17 protein-coding genes are annotated in these 19,059 nt (G+C 40.4%); all 17 read left to right on the top strand.

Annotation, left to right across the window (positions count from 1 at the left end; all coding sequences use genetic code 11):
* The first annotated feature begins 113 nt into the window (after positions 1-113).
* Complete coding sequence (locus AC2INI_RS10055; RefSeq protein WP_122034176.1) at positions 114-1,247, top strand: flagellin; 1,134 nt, start codon at positions 114-116, stop codon at positions 1,245-1,247.
* A gap of 438 nt (positions 1,248-1,685) precedes the next feature.
* Positions 1,686-2,813 (top strand): flagellin, encoded by a 1,128-nt coding sequence (locus AC2INI_RS10050; RefSeq protein ID WP_122034174.1) that lies wholly within the window; start codon positions 1,686-1,688, stop codon positions 2,811-2,813.
* A 242-nt stretch (positions 2,814-3,055) separates the two neighbouring features.
* The gene (locus AC2INI_RS10045) at positions 3,056-4,192 is read left to right on the top strand and encodes a flagellin (protein ID WP_122034172.1); all 1,137 of its coding nucleotides are present in this window, start codon (positions 3,056-3,058) and stop codon (positions 4,190-4,192) included.
* A 125-nt stretch (positions 4,193-4,317) separates the two neighbouring features.
* Entirely contained in the window at positions 4,318-4,737 is a 420-nt protein-coding gene (locus AC2INI_RS10040; protein WP_486304746.1) for a flagellar protein FlaG, read from the top strand.
* Between the two features lie 24 nt (positions 4,738-4,761).
* A complete protein-coding gene (fliD, locus tag AC2INI_RS10035) occupies positions 4,762-6,729 on the top strand; it encodes a flagellar filament capping protein FliD (RefSeq protein WP_486304745.1) in 1,968 nt (655 codons plus the stop codon).
* Positions 6,730-6,762: 33 nt separating this feature from the next.
* Positions 6,763-7,053, top strand: a complete 291-nt coding sequence (locus AC2INI_RS10030) for a hypothetical protein (RefSeq protein WP_486304744.1) — start codon at positions 6,763-6,765, stop codon at positions 7,051-7,053.
* A 15-nt stretch (positions 7,054-7,068) separates the two neighbouring features.
* Positions 7,069-7,479 (top strand): flagellar export chaperone FliS, encoded by a 411-nt coding sequence (gene fliS / locus AC2INI_RS10025; RefSeq protein WP_122034165.1) that lies wholly within the window; start codon positions 7,069-7,071, stop codon positions 7,477-7,479.
* Positions 7,480-7,668: 189 nt separating this feature from the next.
* The gene (locus AC2INI_RS10020; protein ID WP_122034162.1) at positions 7,669-9,150 is read left to right on the top strand and encodes a sigma-54 dependent transcriptional regulator; all 1,482 of its coding nucleotides are present in this window, start codon (positions 7,669-7,671) and stop codon (positions 9,148-9,150) included.
* A gap of 126 nt (positions 9,151-9,276) precedes the next feature.
* On the top strand, positions 9,277-10,338 hold the full coding sequence (locus tag AC2INI_RS10015) for a sensor histidine kinase (RefSeq protein WP_486304743.1): 1,062 nt from the start codon (positions 9,277-9,279) through the stop codon (positions 10,336-10,338).
* A gap of 2 nt (positions 10,339-10,340) precedes the next feature.
* Positions 10,341-11,777 (top strand): sigma-54-dependent transcriptional regulator, encoded by a 1,437-nt coding sequence (locus AC2INI_RS10010; protein ID WP_486304742.1) that lies wholly within the window; start codon positions 10,341-10,343, stop codon positions 11,775-11,777.
* A 100-nt stretch (positions 11,778-11,877) separates the two neighbouring features.
* Positions 11,878-12,189: a flagellar hook-basal body complex protein FliE gene (fliE, locus tag AC2INI_RS10005; RefSeq protein ID WP_060991566.1), complete on the top strand. Its 312-nt coding sequence runs from the start codon at positions 11,878-11,880 to the stop codon at positions 12,187-12,189.
* A gap of 17 nt (positions 12,190-12,206) precedes the next feature.
* The gene (fliF, locus tag AC2INI_RS10000) at positions 12,207-13,937 is read left to right on the top strand and encodes a flagellar basal-body MS-ring/collar protein FliF (protein ID WP_122034156.1); all 1,731 of its coding nucleotides are present in this window, start codon (positions 12,207-12,209) and stop codon (positions 13,935-13,937) included.
* On the top strand, positions 13,930-14,982 hold the full coding sequence (gene fliG, locus AC2INI_RS09995; RefSeq protein ID WP_122034153.1) for a flagellar motor switch protein FliG: 1,053 nt from the start codon (positions 13,930-13,932) through the stop codon (positions 14,980-14,982). Before fliF ends, fliG begins: the two co-directional genes overlap by 8 nt.
* A gap of 97 nt (positions 14,983-15,079) precedes the next feature.
* Positions 15,080-15,877, top strand: a complete 798-nt coding sequence (fliH, locus tag AC2INI_RS09990; RefSeq protein ID WP_486304741.1) for a flagellar assembly protein FliH — start codon at positions 15,080-15,082, stop codon at positions 15,875-15,877.
* Positions 15,878-17,197, top strand: a complete 1,320-nt coding sequence (fliI, locus tag AC2INI_RS09985) for a flagellar protein export ATPase FliI (protein ID WP_122034149.1) — start codon at positions 15,878-15,880, stop codon at positions 17,195-17,197. It abuts the gene before it with no gap.
* A gap of 33 nt (positions 17,198-17,230) precedes the next feature.
* Positions 17,231-17,671, top strand: a complete 441-nt coding sequence (gene fliJ / locus AC2INI_RS09980) for a flagellar export protein FliJ (RefSeq protein ID WP_486304740.1) — start codon at positions 17,231-17,233, stop codon at positions 17,669-17,671.
* A gap of 134 nt (positions 17,672-17,805) precedes the next feature.
* A complete protein-coding gene (locus AC2INI_RS09975; protein WP_486304739.1) occupies positions 17,806-19,014 on the top strand; it encodes a flagellar hook-length control protein FliK in 1,209 nt (402 codons plus the stop codon).
* Positions 19,015-19,059: the final 45 nt, after the last annotated feature.

The raw sequence follows: 19,059 nt of genomic DNA, 5'->3' as shown, positions 1-19,059 counted from the left end.
ACCGTCGCTAAATTAAGTATCAGGCACTAATAGCAACTAATTTAGTGTCGAATAATAAAGCTCAGTTTTCCGAACTACGGAAAACAATCGGAAAACTAAACGGAGATACCACTATGTCGATTACAGTAAATACTAACGTATCAGCAATGACTGCTCAGCGTTACTTAAACAATGCAACGGATGGCGTTAATCAATCAATGGAACGCCTATCTTCTGGCTTTAAAATTAATAGCGCAAAAGACGATGCAGCAGGCTTACAGATTTCTAATCGTTTAACGTCTCAATCTCGTGGGTTAGAAGTTGCTGTTCGTAATGCAAATGATGGTATTTCAATTGCACAAACGGCTGAAGGTGCGATGAATGAATCGACAAACATCTTACAACGTATGCGTGATTTATCTCTTCAATCTTCTAATGGTTCAAATACTTCTGCTGATCGTGAAGCGATTCAGCAAGAAGTTGGTGCGCTTAATGACGAGTTAAACCGAATTGCAGAAACAACTTCATTTGGTGGTTCACGTCTTCTTAACGGTCAGTTTGGTACTAAATCATTCCAAATCGGTGCTGATTCTGGTGAAGCAGTAATGCTTAGCTTAAATAACATGCGTTCTGATTCAGCCTCAATGGGTGGAACAAGTTATAAAGCAGAAACTAAGCTTGATGCTGGCTGGGCTGCTAATGCTGAAAATTCAGAATTAACCGTGTCATTTTTAAATAAAGCAGGCGAAGAGAAAGAACTGACAATCAACGCAAAATCAGGCGATGATATTGAACAAGTGGCAACTTATATTAATGGCCAGACAGATTCAATTAATGCATCAGTATCTGAAGATGGTGAACTACAAATTGTTACCTCTAATGATAAGGTGCAAGGTGAGGTGAGCTTTGGTGGTTCTCTGGCTGGCGAACTAAATATGGGTGCAGCACAAGCTGAAACTGTTAAGAGCATCGACGTAACGACGGTTGGTGGCTCACAAAAGGCAGTCGCAGTTCTTGATGCAGCAATGCAATTTGTTGATGAGAATCGAGCTGATTTAGGTGCATTCCAAAACCGCTTTAGTCATGCTATTTCTAACTTAGATAACATTAATGAAAATGTATCTGCATCAAATAGTCGTATCAAAGATGTCGATTTTGCAAAAGAAACCACAGAGATGACAAAAGCTCAGATCCTTCAACAAGCAAGTTCGTCTATTCTAGCTCAAGCTAAGCAAGCGCCTAATGCTGCACTTGGCTTATTAAGATAGGTAATATATAAACTTCTAAGGTAGTAGTGCTCTCACACTATGCCAAAGCCGAGGCTTGCCTCGGCTTTTTTTATATAAGTAATTAAAATGAAGTTCCGTATATTGGGTTAACTTTGATTTTGACTGTGCAAAAATCAAGCGATATCATTGTATTTATGTCTATTTATAGCGATCTTCCTCCCGTTTTACCTTTCATTTAAATTTATTTCATTTTTTTTATCTTTTTTCCTAAAGAGTTTCCGATCGCGAGCGATAACTTAATTACAAGGCATTACGACTGAGGTTTTTTAAAATGCTTACAAAAGAAAAACTTAAAAAAATAAAAAGTTTTTCTAAAGTAATTTAAAACAAGGTCGTTAAGTTAAGTATCAAACGATGATTAATACGGTTTCCGGTCCAGGAGCGGAGTGATTCGGAACCAAAGTGGAGAAATAAATTATGGCTATCAATGTAAACACAAACGTATCAGCAATGACTGCACAGCGTTACTTAAACAACGCAACTAGCGACCTAAACAGCTCAATGGAGCGTTTGTCTTCAGGTCTTAAAATTAACAGTGCAAAAGACGATGCGGCTGGCCTACAAATTTCAAACCGTCTTACTTCTCAAACTCGCGGCTTAGATGTTGCAGTTCGAAATGCAAACGATGGTATCTCAATGGCGCAAACTGCTGAAGGTGCGATGAACGAAACAACGAACATCCTTCAACGTATGCGTGATTTATCACTTCAATCTTCTAACGGTTCAAACACAACAGCTGACCGTACTGCGATTCAAGAAGAAGTGGTTGCTTTGAATGACGAATTAAACCGTATTGCAGAAACAACCTCGTTTGGTGGCTCTCGTCTACTAAATGGCCAGTTTGGAACTAAGTCTTTCCAAATTGGATCGGATTCAGGCGAAGCGGTAATGCTAACACTGAATAACATGCGTTCTGATACAACAGCGATGGGTGGTCACACTTATTCTGCGACGGAAGGCAAAGATGCAAACTGGTCAGTAAGTGCAGAAAACACTGAATTAACAATGAATTTTGTTGATAAAGATGGCCAAGAACAAAACATCACAATCAATGCAAAAGCAGGTGATGACATTGAAGAAGTAGCTACTTACATCAATGGTCAAAGCGATGCCGTAAACGCCTCTGTTACAGAAGAAGGTAAACTGCAAGTATTTGCAGCAGCTGAAGCAACTGATATTGCATTCAGTGGCGCATTAAGCAGCGAGTTAGGTATGGGTAACAAGGTTACTGATACAGTAAAAAGCATTGATGTAACAACGGTTGGTGGTTCACAAAAAGCGGTAGCAATTCTTGACTCAGCAATGCAATACGTAGATTCAAATCGTGCTGATTTAGGTGCTTTCCAAAACCGTTTTGGTCATGCCATTAACAACTTAGAAAATATTAATGAGAACGTGAATGCGTCTAACAGCCAAATCAAAGATGTTGATTTTGCTAAAGAAACGACAGCTATGACGAAATCTCAAATCCTGCAACAAGCGAGCTCGTCTATTCTTGCTCAAGCTAAGCAGGCACCAAATGCAGCATTAGGCCTGTTGGGCTAATCAGCATAGTAAACACTTGTGAGAATGAGAGCTAAGCTATCTGCAAAGTTCTATCCCAACAGGTTATAAGTGAGTCTGACTTACTTTATAAAATTAAACTTAGGCTATCTCGCGATGTATTTTGTAGAGGTGAGAGTCTACTTAATACATAGAGATATGCTTTTAAATATATGTGAGAAACGATGGTTGGTGCGGAGGATGAGACCACACCGCCATTGCATTATCCCTTAGGAGATCTATTTATGTCTATTACAGTAAATACTAACGTATCAGCAATGACAGCTCAGCGTTATTTAAACAGCGCAACATCTGACGTTAACCAATCAATGGAACGTCTATCTTCTGGCAACAAGATCAACAGTGCTAAAGATGATGCTGCTGGCCTACAAATCTCTAACCGTTTAAACACGCAAACTCGTGGTCTAGACGTAGCGGTTCGTAACGCAAACGACGGCATCTCTATGATGCAAACAGCTGAAGGCGCAATGAAAGAGACTTCAAACATCCTTTCTCGTGTACGTGATCTTGCACTGCAATCGTCAAATGGTTCAAACACTGACGCTGACCGTAGCGCAATCCAACAAGAAGTAACGGCTCTTTCTGATGAAATGAACCGTATCGCTGAAACAACTTCTTTTGGTGGCACTCGTCTACTAAACGGTAGCTTCGGTACTAAATCTTTCCAAGTTGGTGCTGATTCTGGTGAGGCAGTAATGCTTACTCTGAACAACCTACGTGCAGATGAGTCAAACATGGGTGGCCAATCTTTCACTGCGAAAGAAGGTGTTGCTGCTGGTTGGACTGCTGGTAAAGATGCAAACATGACAATCTCTTTCACAGATAAGTCTGGTGAAGAGCAATCTGTTTCAATCAACGCTAAAGCTGGCGATGATATTGAAGAAGTTGCAACGTACATCAACGGCCAAACTGACAAAGTTAGCGCTTCTGTTGGTGAAGACGGTAAACTGCAAGTATTCGCAGCAAAAGGCACTATTGAAGGCGAAATCGAATTCTCTGGCGCTCTAGCTAACGAAACTGGTATGTCTGATGCAATTCAAGCTCAAAAAACTGTTGGTAACATCGATGTTACTTCAGTAGCTGGTTCTCAAGACGCAATCGCAGTTGTTGATGCAGCAATGAAATTTGTTGATAGCCACCGTTCTGAGCTAGGTGCAGCTCAAAACCGTATGGGTCACACAATCAACAACTTAGACAACATTAACGAAAACGTTTCTGCAGCTAAGAGCCAAATCAAAGACGTTGATTTCGCGAAAGAAACAACTGAAATGACTAAAGCACAAATCCTACAGCAAGCAAGCTCTTCTATCTTAGCTCAAGCTAAGCAAGCGCCAAATGCTGCTCTAGGTCTATTACGTTAATCCACTCTGATTAATTGATAATACTTAAATAGGTAGGTGGGCGGCTTCATCGTCAACCCACTTACTGAAATATGACAGCCGGACCGCTCTCCTGCTGTCTTTTTTCGTATTAGGAGGAAAATACTATGAATCCATCATCTGTATCTTCATCAATCCTGTCCTCTCTATCCCCAAATAACGGCACGCAAATTGCTAGATCTAATGTGCAGCCAACATTATCTGTGAATACCGTAAATAAAACAGCAAACACTGAACCGTCAGAAACAATGACGCAAAGCCAAGCTATAGTGGTAGAAGCAGAACAAAAGCTTGAAACGAAAAAGAAAGAAGAACTTCATAAAGCAGTAAAAGAGCTGAATGAATACGTTAAAAGCATGGATCGAGGATTATCATTTCACCTAGATGAAGAATCAGGGCGGCAGGTTATTACCGTCATTGAGGTTAGCTCAGGTGATATCATCCGTCAGATCCCTGATGAAAAAATGTTGGAAGTTGCTAGAGAATTAGCTGCCAGTGCTTCTGGATTGATAGCTGAGAGGATATAAAACGTTAATTGAGGAAAGAGCTTCATGAGTATGAGCCCGATGGGGATGGGTGGTGGCCTAGATATTAATTCTATGGTGAGCAAAATAGTTGAAAGCGAGCGCTTACCAAAGCAGCAGCGCATTGACCGTGAGCGCTCAGATATAGATATGAATATCAGTGGTTACGGCCGTCTGCAAGAATCGTTAGATACCATGAAAAACTTAATGTCGACGTTTCGTCAAGAAGATACGTTTGCATCACGAACGATTTCAAGTAGTGATGATGCCGTGGTGAGTGCTACAGCAACACCTGAAGCCTTGGCCGGTCGATACACAATTGATGTTTTACAATTAGCTCAAGCACAAAAATTAGCATCATCGCCAATTCGTGATGATGCTAAATTTGGTCCTGGCAAGCTTGATATTTCATTAGGTGATAAAGAGTTCACTATTGAAATTATTGGTAAAAATAACAAAGTTACCGATTTGTTAAAGCAGATCAACGGTGCGCCATCAAATCCTGGCGTACAAGCCTCTATCGTTAAAGACGATGGCGGATCACGTCTTATTCTCGCCTCAGATAAGCCTGGCGAAAGTCATAAAGTTAAAATTGAAGTTGATGCAGAATATAATGATCAGCTACATCGTCTCGCGTTCAATCCAAATTTTGATTCATCAGTATCAACAAAGTTTGATATACCAACACTTCTTAATTATCAAAATACGCCTGAGATTGCCGCTCAACAAGTTGGAGCTCCTCTAACTCAAGAACAAATTCCAGAATTAAGTGATGAAGAAAAATACGCTTACTTTAAACCTTTAATTGATGTTGCTAATAGAGAACTTGCGCGTGAAGAAAAAGCGGCAAAAGAGATTTTAGTTCAACAAGAGGCAACGGCTGCATTATCTACACTTGAAGATCCAACAGACCCAACATCAGGCATGTCTGGCTGGAGTGAGCGTACCGCTGGTACATTACAAGCAGCGCTACCAAGCGAAGATGAAAAAGTAGAATTAGCTAAAGCGGCAAAACAGGGTGATCAATCGGCGGCAGAAGCGTTAGCTGAAATAGGTCAAACTCCAGATACTGTATTTCAATCTGCAGGTATCACTTATGAAGCCCCTCAAGTTGCACCTAAAAAAGAACTTGTTGATATAGCAAAAGAAAAGATTGAACAGCTGCCGCCAACGATCAAAGAAATAGCGAAAGAAAAATTAGAACCGATAGAAAAAGTCGTAGAAGCGATTAAGCCTGAAGCTCCACGTAAGCCTTTATATTCAGGTCTTCAAGAAGTTCAAACTGCGAGCAGTGCTAAAGTGGTTCTTGATGGTGTGGCTAGAATAAGCAGTGATACTAATGTGATTCAAGATGCTGTTCATGGCGTTGATATCACGCTAAAAGGCACAACAACTGAGAACAGCAAGCGTATCGATTTAGATGTGCAGTTTGATAGGGATGGTGTAAAAGCTGCGATTGAACAATTTGTTGCTACCTATAATCAGTTTTATGAAACGACTCAAGCACTGAGTGGTTTTGATCCTGCGACAGGGCAAAGTGGCCCATTAGCTGGAGATAGTGTCGTTCGTTCTGCTGAATCGCGTTTGAAATCCGCTTTTGTGGCACCTGTGGAATCCGCTCCAAAAGATGTGAAAACGCTTATAGAATTAGGTATTTCGACGACTCGCCAGGGAACGTTAGAAATAAACCACACAATGCTCGATCGTCAATTGAATGAAAACTTTGGTCAATTGCACACTTTTTTTGGCGGTTCGAAAGGGTTTGCTAAAAAAATAGAAGATGTTATTCAAAGTATGACAGGAGTGACTGGTCCTATTCGTACTCGAATGAATACTATGCGAGATCAAAATTATCGTTTAAATGATCAGCAAGTGGATTTAGATCGCCGAATGGACAGCATGCAAGAGCGTACTCGTAATAAATTTGCCAATATGCAAGACGTCACAGGAAAAATGAAAGCTCAGTTATCTGGCATGATGAACGCATTAGGCTAAAAGAATAGTAAAACCATATATTAGGTGTTTTCGATGATGTTATTACAACAATTAGAAAAATTAGACCGTGAGTTACAAAGTCTATATCAAATCGATGATATTAATTTTGAACTGTTGGCGACTTTTTTATCAAATCGGGAACAACTCTTGCATCAGTGTATGCAGGTGTCAGAAATAGTGCATTCCACTGAATGGCAAGCCGCAATTGCTAGAACCCAATTAATTGTTGATGACATGAATCAATTAGGGCAGCAATTTGCTTTAGATTATCAAAAGTTGAACCATGCAAAAAAATCGGTTCAGCTATATAGAAAATTTCAATAAAACTGAGGAAATACGATGAGAGGTTCACTACAAGCATATAAGAAGGTATCAATTGATAGCCAATTAAGTGCTGCATCACCTCATAAGGTAATTCAAATGCTAATGGCTGGTGCTATTGAGCGATTAATCCAAGGTAAAGCAGCTATGCAGCAAGGAAATACAGCTGTAAAGGGCGAACGTCTTGGTAAAGCATTAGATATCGTGATTAGTCTACGTACTTGCCTTTCAATGGATGATGGTGGTGATATCGCAAGCAATCTTGATTCTTTGTATGACTTTATGATCCGTCAAATTTCACACGCAAATCAAAACAATGAACCTCAACCGATTGATGATGTGGTTGATATGTTACGTGAAATTAAATCGGCATGGGATCAAATCCCAGCGGAGTTTCACAACCTTACCGCTGATCAAGTTGGTATTTAATCAAATAGTTTTATAAATCAAGTTACTTTTTCTGATTTTTATACTAACCTCTCATTTACGGTATGGCTGTCGTTTTATTGGCAGTCATGGTTGCCTTATTTTTCTTATGCTATAAAATAGGCCTATAATTTCGTTGTTGTTCAATGAATTGGCCAATTAAATCAAAGAATTAAGGCACATATCACCTCTATGCACGGTTTAGCAAAGACACTAATTATTGAAGATGATGAGCAGAATCGACATAATCTTAAGGTAATTCTTGAGTTTATCGGTGAGCATTGTCATGCCATTTCAAGTTCAGAATTGTCTACTTTTGAGTGGAGTGATCCTTGGAGTGCATGTTTTTTAGGGCAGATTTCTAGTGGATCAAATAAAGACCTTATTAAACAATCGTTAGTTAATAATAATCACATCCCAGTGATTATGCTTGCGGGGGCAAAGCATGATCTTGACGATCTGACGAATTACGTAGGGGAATTAAGCCAGCCGGTTAATTATCCTCAATTAACGGATGCATTACGTCACTGTCAAGAATTTATGGGGCGCCGTGGTCTTGGTATTCCACACCTTGGTCGAAAAAACACCTTATTTCGCAGTATGGTTGGGCAAAGTTCAGCTATCAGCACAGTACGTCACTTAATTGAACAAGTTTCAGGCACTGAAGCCAGTGTTCTTGTATTAGGCGAGTCAGGTACAGGTAAAGAAGTCGTTGCTCGAAATCTTCACTATCATTCACCTCGTCGTAAAGGTCCGTTTGTTCCTGTTAACTGTGGTGCTATTCCTCCTGATCTTCTTGAAAGTGAGCTTTTTGGTCATGAAAAAGGGGCTTTTACCGGTGCAATTACGGCACGTAAAGGTCGATTTGAATTGGCACAGGGTGGTACGCTTTTCTTAGATGAAATTGGTGATATGCCAATGTCAATGCAGGTGAAGTTATTACGCGTATTACAAGAACGTTGTTTTGAACGTGTTGGTGGAAATCAAAGCATTAAAGCAGACGTTCGTATCGTAGCGGCAACACACCGTAATCTTGATGACATGATTGACAAATCAACATTCCGTGAAGATTTATATTATCGTTTGAATGTGTTCCCAATCGAAATGCCAGCGTTGCGTGAGCGTAAGCAAGATATTCCTCTATTATTGCAAGAGCTACTAGCAAGAATGGAAGCGGAAGGCAGTGCCCGTGTTCGTTTAACTCCTCGTGCGGTTAATTCGTTAATGGAGCATCATTGGCCTGGTAATGTTCGTGAGTTAGCGAATCTTATTGAGCGCTTGATGATTTTGTTCCCTGGAGAGTCTGTGGATGTGAATCATCTGCCAACGAAATATCGTTACAGTGATATTCCTGAATTTCAACCAGAGAACAATAATCAACAGACAATTGAAGAGCAAGAGCAAGCAGCGTTGGCTGATATGTTCTCTAATTTCAATGATGGTGGTGTGCCTCAGCAATCAGCACAAAGCTTTGGTCCGTCAGCAAATGATTTACCTGAAGATGGTTTAAACCTTAAAGAAATGCTGGCTGATGTTGAAGTGAATATGATTTGCCAAGCACTGGAAGCTCAAAATGGTGTCGTTGCACGTGCCGCAGATATGCTGGGAATGCGCAGAACCACATTAGTAGAGAAAATGCGTAAATATAATCTGAATAAAGATGATATTCGTTAATTCTAGAATGACAAATAATTGACTCGTCAAACTTGAATGTAACTTGTAAGTTATTGAAAGTAAGAAATAAAAGGGCTGGCATGTAAAATGCATTAGCCCTTTTGTTGTTTTGGCGGGAATAAAATTATGCATGGTAATTCTGAGGATGAAATTAATTCACCTCTTGGTACAGTAGAAGAACAGAATACGCGTTATAAGCAAGTGCTCGATGTAATGCCTGCAGGTGTGATATTACTGGATACCCAAGGCGTGGTGTGTGAAGTCAATCCAGAAGCGATAAAATTACTAGGGCCACCATTACTTGGCGAGCGTTGGTTTGAGGTGATTCAACGTTCATTTGATCCTAGAGAAGATGACGGGCATGAGATCTCATTGCGTAACGGTCGTAAAGTCCGTTTAGCTATCTCAGCCTCTGAAACGGGTCAATTGATTCTTATTACCGATCTTACAGAGACCCGCTTATTACAGGCTCGAGTGAGTGGATTACAGCGCTTATCCTCATTAGGAAAAATGGTGGCCTCCCTTGCCCATCAAGTAAGAACTCCTCTATCAAGTGCCATGTTGTACGCTTCTAATTTGGGGTCACCTAACCTTCCTGCTGCAACACATAAACGTTTTCAAACTAAATTAGTAGATCGTCTTCATGATCTTGAAAAACAAGTGAATGATATGCTGCTTTTTGCGAAAGGTGGTGATAATAAAGTCGTTAAACCGTTTACGATCAGTGATCTTGTTGCTGAATATCGACCTATGGTTGAAACCGCTTTGCAGTCGAATCAAGTTGACTATCACTTAGAGATCGAAGATGAAGATACTATCCTAATGGGTAACGCAAATGCTATTGCCAGTGCGATTAGCAACTTGATTATGAATGCGATTCAGGCAGTAGGAAAAGAGTGTCAAATTGATGTATTTTTCAGGCCTGTAAATGGATTTTTAAAAATATCGGTGCAAGATAACGGCCCCGGTATTCCGTTGGAACTGCAAGATAAAATAATGGAACCATTTTTTACAACGCGCTCTCAAGGTACAGGCCTTGGTTTAGCGGTTGTACAAATGGTATGCCGAGCACATAAAGGGCAACTTGAATTGTATTCAGAACCGGATGATGGTGCGTGCTTCACCATGTCGATCCCGCTAACAGCAACTTATGCTGAATCCGCAACTCAAACAGAATCTGGAGAATAACCATGGCGCAAAGTAAAGTATTGATCGTAGAAGATGATGAAGGCCTACGCGAAGCGTTGATCGACACCTTAGAATTAGCTGGTTATGAATGGGTTGAAGCAGATAGTGCAGAAACTGCTTTGTTAATTTTGAAAAAAGAATCTGTTGATATTGTAGTTTCAGATGTTCAAATGGCTGGAATGGGCGGTTTAGCATTACTGCGTAGTATCAAATTAAATTGGCCAAATTTACCGGTTCTTCTAATGACAGCGTATGCCAATATTGAAGATGCGGTTTCTGCAATGAAAGAAGGCGCAATAGATTACATGGCTAAGCCTTTTGCGCCAGAAGTGCTGTTAAACATGGTAAGTCGCTATGCTCCAGTAAAAAATGAACAAACCGGCGATGCCATTGTTGCTGATGAAAAAAGTCTCAAATTACTTAAATTGGCAGATAAAGTGGCTCGAACTGACGCAAACGTGATGGTGCTTGGTCCTAGTGGTTCAGGCAAAGAAGTGATGTCTCGTTATATTCATAACAATTCACAGCGTAGTGAAGGCCCTTTTGTTGCAATTAACTGTGCAGCGATCCCTGATAATATGCTAGAAGCAACTCTATTTGGTTATGAAAAAGGCGCATTTACAGGTGCCGTTCAAGCGTGTCCGGGTAAATTTGAACAAGCGCAAGGCGGCACTATTTTACTGGATGAAATCAGTGAAATGGATCTTAACCTACAAGCGAAACTATTGCGTGTATTACAAGAGCGTGAAGTTGAGCGCTTAGGTGGCCGCAAGAGCATCAAATTAGATGTTCGTATTTTGGCGACAAGTAACCGTGATTTGAAAAAATACGTAGAAGAAGGCAATTTCAGAGAAGATTTATATTATCGTTTAAACGTATTCCCAATTGCGTGGCCAGCGTTAAAAGAGCGTAAAGGAGACATTGCTCCAATTGCCCAGCACTTAATTGAACGTCACTGTCAAAAACAAGGCCTGCCTGTGCCAAAGATCAGTGAGGAAGCAACGATAAAATTAGAAAGCTATTCTTGGCCTGGTAACGTTCGTGAATTGGATAATGTTGTGCAACGAGCGCTTATTTTAGCGGAATCAAATTTGATTACGGCTGACGACGTTTTACTTGAAGGTGTCGATTGGGCTGATGCAAGCAGTTTGCAACGGGTTGTCAGTGGTGAAGCTCCAATGATCAAACCAGAACAACAGGTACCGTCAATAAATGAACCATTAATCGCTGGCACAGAAAGTGTCAATATAGAGAGTCCTAGCTCATCAACAGGTCTAGGCGGTGAATTACGTGAGCAAGAGTACATAATTATTCTTGAAACGATAAAAGCGTGTGACGGAAAGCGTAAAGATGTGGCAGATAAATTAGGTATTAGTCCTAGAACACTCCGCTATAAGCTTGCAAAAATGCGAGATGCTGGAATTGATATCCCAAGTTAAAACAGTGACTTATAGTTATTGATATTTTGGTATGTAAATTGCTTTATATACTTCGGGTCGTAAAATTAAGTCAATTAGTTGACTGGGTCGGAGAATAGAAATGAAGATTGGTGGTTTACAAGACGAAATGCAAGCAATGATGCTTGACGCGTCAAATACAACGCGTCCAGCAACAGGCAAAGAGGTCGGTGCGGACTTCAGTGCAATGTTTGCAAAAGCAGTAAATAACGTAAATGGCTTACAACAAGCATCAAGTGATTTGGCTGTACGTTTTGACCGAGGTGATGAAGGGGTTTCATTATCTGACGTTATGATAGCGCGCAATAAATCAAGTGTTGCATTTGATGCCACAATTCAAGTGCGTAATAAGCTTGTTGATGCTTATAAAGCGCTCATGAATATGCCTGTATAATTTCTAGGAATTAAAGCGTGTCAGAAGATAACAAAAATACAGACTTAACGGTATCTGATGGGATGTCAGCAGGAAGTGCAATGGCACTGGATAATTCTGTTGATAGTCAAAATTTAGATGTTGATGAGCAAAGTTCGTCAAAGTTAGATTCAGCTCTTGGTAATCTTGATTTATTACGTCAAGTGATTTTAGTGTTATCTGTGTCTATCTGTGTAGCATTAATTGTTATGCTTTTCTTTTGGGTTCAAGAACCTGAAATGCGACCTCTTGGTGTGTATGAAACCGACGAGCTTATCCAAGTTCTCGATCATCTTGATGCGCAGAAATCAGAATATAAACTGGATGGTAATACCATTTTAGTTCCAGCGTCTGAATTCAGTAAAATGAAACTTAATCTTTCTCGAGCTGGTTTAAATCGAACAGAAGCTGAAGGCGATGATATCTTACTGCAAGATATGGGATTTGGGGTTTCACAACGTTTAGAGCAAGAACGTCTAAAACTAAGTCGCGAACGTCAATTAGCCAGTACGTTTGAACAAATGCGTCCAATACGCAAAGCTCAAGTATTATTAGCGATGCCAAAACAAAGTGTTTTTGTACGTCATAACCAAGAAGCATCGGCAACGGTATTCTTAACAATGCGTATGGGAGCAAATCTAAAGCAAGAAGAAGTTGATTCAATTGTCGATATGGTAGCAAGTGCGGTTCCAGGAATGAAACCAACGCGTGTTACGGTGACAGATCAACATGGTCGCTTATTGAGCTCTGGTACACAAGATCCAATGGCAACAGCTCATCGTAAAGAGCAAGAATTAGAGCGTAAGCAAGAACAATCACTACGCGATAAAATTGATGCAATTCTTATCCCTATTTTAGGGCTAGGTAATTACACAGCTCAAGTTGATGTATCTATGGACTTTAGTGCGGTTGAGCAAACACGTAAGCAATTTGATCCACAGACACCATCAACACGAAGTGAGTACACATTAGAAGATTATAATAACGGTAATGTGATTGCGGGTGTTCCTGGTGCATTAAGTAATCAGCCTCCTGTAGATTCAGCTATCCCTCAAGATATTGCTGAACTTAAAGATGGCTCGGTATTAGGTCAAGGCTCTGTTCATAAAGAAGCGACACGTAACTTTGAGCTAGATACTACAATTAGTCATGAGCGTAAACAAACGGGAACGGTTGCTCGTCAAACAGTTTCAGTTGCAGTAAAAGAGCGTCAAAGTGTGAATCCTGAAACTGGTGAAGTAACTTATACGCCTGTATCAGCAGAACAAATTGAAACAATTCGTCAAATAATTATTGGTAGTGTTGGCTTAAACGAGCAACGTGGTGATTTATTAAACGTACTAGGCGTTAAGTTTGCCATTGAAGAACAACCAATAATGATTGATGTGCCAATTTGGGAACATCCAAACTTTAACGATTGGATTAAGTGGTTAGCCGGAGCGATTGTAATTATTGCCGTACTGCTTATCCTTGTTCGACCAGCAATGAATAAATTGCTGTTCCCTAATCAAGCTGAAGATGATGCCATTGCCAAAGGTGAAGGTGCTGAAGGTGAGATGGGCTTAATCGGTAGTGATTTGGATGGTGATGGATTTGAATTTGGTTCAGGTATCGATCTTCCTAATTTACATAAAGACGAAGACTTATTGAAAGCAGTTCGAGCGCTGGTAGCAAATGAACCAGAATTGGCAGCACAAGTAGTTCAAAATTGGGTATCTGAAAATGGCTAATGACATCGTAGAAGCAGAAAAGAAAGATGAAGAAGCTCCTGAGTTTGATCTCTCTTCGTTATCAGGATCTGAACGTGCCGCTATATTATTACTGAGTTTAAGTGAAGAGGATGCTGCAAGTATTATTCGTCATTTAGAGCCTAAACAGGTTCAAAAAGTCGGTGCAGCAATGGCAACTGTATCTGATTTAAATCAGATAAAAGTGTCAGCGATTCACCGTGCTTTCTTAGAAGATATTCAGAAGTACACTAGTATTGGTATGGGCAGTGAAGACTTTATGCGTAATGCATTAGTCGCAGCGCTTGGTGAAGATAAAGCAAACAATCTAGTAGATCAAATTCTACTAGGAAGCGGTTCTAAAGGTTTAGATTCATTGAAATGGATGGACCCACGTCAAGTGGCAAGCATCATCATGAATGAGCATCCACAGATCCAAACCATTGTATTATCTTATCTAGATCCTGACCAATCAGCGGAAATTTTATCTCAGTTCCCTGAGCGTGTACGTCTTGATCTTATGATGCGTATTGCACACCTTGAAGAAGTACAGCCATCAGCACTTGCTGAACTGAATGAAATCATGGAGAAACAATTTGCGGGTCAATCTGGTGCGCAAGCGGCGAAAATTGGTGGCTTGAAAGCGGCGGCTGAAATCATGAACTACCTAGATAACAGTATCGAAGGTATGTTGATGGATCAAATTCGCGACCAAGATGAAGAGACTGCAACTCAAATCCAAGATCTTATGTTCGTGTTTGAAAACCTTATCGATGTACAAGACCAAGGTATTCAAATGCTATTGCGTGATGTTCCGCAAGAAGTGTTGCAAAAAGCACTTAAAGGCGCAGATGATGCACTTAAAGAGAAAATGTTTAAGTGTATGTCAAAACGTGCTGCGGAACTTATGCGTGATGATCTTGAAGCAATGGGCCCAGTACGAGTTGCTGATGTTGAAGCTGCACAGAAAGAAATTCTGGCAGTGGCACGTCGAATGGCAGATTCTGGTGATCTAATGCTTTCGGGTGGCGCAGACGAATTCGTATAATACGTTGTCAGTTCTTTAAGTTATAATTAAACGGCTATTTCAATGATTGGAATGGCCGTTATGCATTCTAATCATCTTATTTTTACGGGTTATCATCATGAGTATCAGCAAAAAACGTGGCTTTATTCGCATTACCGATGAGAGCGAACTACAAAAAACCAATATTTGGGAGTCGCCTGATTATTCTGACCCAGATAAACCAGCCCGTGAAACTGCTTTAAATTATGATCCTAGCTGGACCCCATCAATTCCCAAAGAAGAAGAGCCTGAAGAGTTTGTTCTTACCGATGAAATTATCGAGCAGATCAAACAAGGTGCTTATAATGAAGGCTTGATGCAAGGGCAAGAGTTTGGCTACAAAGAAGGATTAGAAAAAGGTCAAACAGAAGGCTTTGATGCGGGTAAACCTGAAGGCTATCAGGCCGGTTATGATGAAGGTATTGCTTCAGGACAAGCTGAAATAGAAGAGCGAATTAAACAGTTAATTGAGATGGCAGATAAGTTTGCTGCACCATTAGAATTAATGGATTCACAAGTTGAAAAACAATTGATTGATATGGTATTAGCTCTGACAAAAGAAGTGATCCATGTAGAGGTTAAAACCAACCCACAAGTATTACTTGATACAGTTAGAGAGTCTGTTGAAACGTTACCGATTACCGAGCGTGAAATCAGTATTTCACTTCACCCAGATGATCACCAGCGTGTCGTTGAAGCTTATGGTGAAGAAACGTTAGCGCAGAAACAGTGGACATTAACCTCTGAACCATCAATGAATATTGGTGATATTACAATTCAAGCGTCTGATTCTAAAGTGAGTTACTTACTTGAAGAGCGTATTAAAAGCGTATTAGCTAAGTTTTGTGGTGTAAATCGTCATCAAGGAAATCAGTAAATGCTTTCATTGTCTGAACGCCTTTCTCAATATAAGACAACGGGACTAACAACGCGAGCGATCGCTTCTGGCAAGTTAGTGCGAGTTGTTGGTTTAACCTTAGAAGCAACAGGTTGTCGAGCTCCTATTGGCAGCTCATGCTTAGTTGAAACCATTAATGGTGAGATTGAAGCAGAAGTTGTTGGTTTCTCAGGTGAAAATCTATTTTTAATGCCTAATGAGCAAGTTTCAGGGGTGCTTCCTGGGGCGAAAGTGACGCCTATCGTTGGTGGCAGCGGTATTCCTGTTGGTATGGAATTGTTAGGACGAGTCGTTGATGGGGTGGGTAATCCGATTGATGGACTTGGCGAGTTATATACTGAAAAAACCGCCTCCTTTACTTCTGAGCCAATCAATCCATTAGCACGAAAGCCAATTACAGAACCTCTTGATGTTGGCTTAAAAGCGATCAATGGACTACTCACTGTCGGTAAAGGGCAGCGTTTAGGTTTATTTGCTGGTTCAGGTGTAGGTAAATCAGTAACACTAGGGATGATGACTCGTGGTACTACCGCTCAAGTAGTTGTGGTTGGACTGATTGGTGAGCGTGGCCGAGAAGTAAAAGAGTTCATTGAAGAAATCTTAGGTCCTGAAGGTCGCCAACGTTCTGTTGTTGTTGCCGCTCCTGCCGATTCATCAGCATTAATGCGTTTAAAGGGGTGTCAAACGGCATTAACAATTGCCGAATATTTCCGTGATCAAGGCTTAGATGTTTTATTATTAATGGATTCATTAACGCGTTTTGCTCAGGCTCAACGTGAAATTGCGCTATCTGTTGGTGAGCCACCAGCGACAAAAGGTTATCCGCCTTCTGTATTTGCAAAACTTCCAGCCTTAGTTGAACGAGCTGGTAACGGTAATGAAAATCAAGGATCTATTACGGCTTTCTTTACAGTATTAACTGAAGGGGATGACTTACAAGATCCAATCGCTGATGCATCACGAGCAATTTTGGATGGGCATATTGTTCTATCACGTGAAATGGCAGATGCGGGGCATTACCCAGCAATTGATGTTGAAAAATCGGTCAGTCGTGTGATGCCACAAATTACCGACGAAGAGCATATGTTAATGTCGAAAGCGGTAAGACAAGTTCTTTCAATTTGTAGAAAGAATCAAGATCTTGTTTCCATTGGTGCTTATAAACCAGGAACAGATCCTGCAATAGATCAAGCCTTTACTTTAAAACCACGCTTAGATGAGTATCTACAACAGCGCATGAAAGAAACAGTACCGTATGACATGTGTAAGAATATGCTTAAGATGTTGTTAGGTGGCTAATGAATATACAAAGGACGAAAAAAAGGAAAACTCATGAGTACTACCTTTGATTTTTTATTAGAGCAATCTCAAGAAAGAGAGAATCAAGCTGTGATGGCATTAAACAGCGCTAAAGCAGAGCTTGATAACTTCTATGAACAAGTAAAGCAGATTGAAAAGTATCGTCTTGATTACTGTAATCAGTTGTTGCAGCGTGGCCAGCAAGGGTTAACTGCCAGCCAATACAGTCATTTGAATAAATTTTTAGTTCAATTAGATGAAACCCTAACGAAGCAAAAAAGTGCAGAGTCGCATTTCACATCTCAAGTGGATAATTGTCAAACCTATTGGCAAGAAACGCGAAAACAACGCCGATCGTATGAGTGGATGATTGATAAAAAGAAAACAGAACGTCAAAAAATGCTCGATAAACAAGAGCAAAATATGATGGATGAATTTTCGACCCTACAATTTGCTCGTCGCTCTAAACCTTAGTGATCATCTTATCTGCTCATCATCTATAAATACGGACTATTTTTAAAAGTGGCTTAATATTTGCTTTAAAATATCAAACGTTGAGCTACTATTGCTCTTGTCAAAAAATCCACACTCAATGTAGAGAATATACTATGAGCAGTCATGACCTATCATTAAACAGTATCAATAAAAATGTGCCTGTAAAGCCTGATACCAAAACGGCTGCCGCAGACAAAACTGAATCTGAAGGCTTTGTTGAAGAGCTAAAAGAGTTGATGGGATTGAGTGAAAAAGAAGACGCCAAAAAAGTAGCGGCAGAAGAGAAAACTGCAGCAAATGAGGTCGTTTTAACTGGAAAAAAAGAAAAATCAGACGCTGAAGTAACAAAAGAAGATACGGTCGAAGATAAAGTAGGTGAAGGCTCTGAGTTATTATCTCGCCTTGACCAAGCTAATGGCACGTTAAAGAAAGAGAGTGATAAGTCAGCCGAAAATACTGGCGAAGAAACAGAGCAACAAGAATCAGAGTTGGTAATGACTCAAGCAAGTGTTGCTGTAGTTACAGGAAAGGAAAGCAGTAAAACAACAGGAGATGAATCAGATCCTGTAAAAGAGATCCAATGGGGGCAACAATCCAAAGTAGCTAATGAGGAAACTCAAACCAAAGGTGAAGCCTCAGGAAATAAAGAATCAACTAAAGAGTTGTTAACAGCAACGGCTCTTATTGGCAAGGCAGAAGCCGAATCAGGTAAATTAGCCGATGCACAAAAAGCCAAAATGGATATATCAGCATTGGGTATGACTGCCGTTACTAATGGTGAAACGGTAAGTTTAACGGAATCAAAAACAGCAGACTCTTTTATTCAACAACTAGCAACAGCATCTGGAACCACGGCGACACAGCAAGCGGCAGCCGCTCAGAAAACGGATCCAGCAACGGCGCCATTGAACATTCGCCAAGAACAAGTTAGCGATGAAGTGGCTGAACGAATCAATATGATGATGGCGAAAAACTTAAAGCATGTTGATATTCGTCTTGATCCGCCAGAAATGGGACGCATGCATATTCGCCTAAACATGGGCGCTGATAGTGCAGGGGTTCAATTTACCGTGTCAAACCAACAAGCTCGTGATGCGATAGAACAAAGTTTACCTCGTCTACGAGAAATGTTTGCTCAACAAGGTATTCAATTAGCCGATACTTCAGTACAGCAGCAAAGTTCAGGTGATTCTTCACAGTATGGTTATCAAAAAGAAGAGTCTTCTCGTCAAGGTTCTGGTTTTAGTGAAGCGTCTTCTGAAGAGCATGAAGTCAGTGTGCAAGTATCAAAACCTAATGATGGCATCAGTTTTTACGCATAAACTTTATGCTACGCCATTATCGGCCGTGATTTTAGAATAATAATT

The sequence above is a fragment of the Aliivibrio friggae genome (assembly GCF_057368515.1).
This window is presented reverse-complemented; position numbering and strand designations above follow the sequence as displayed.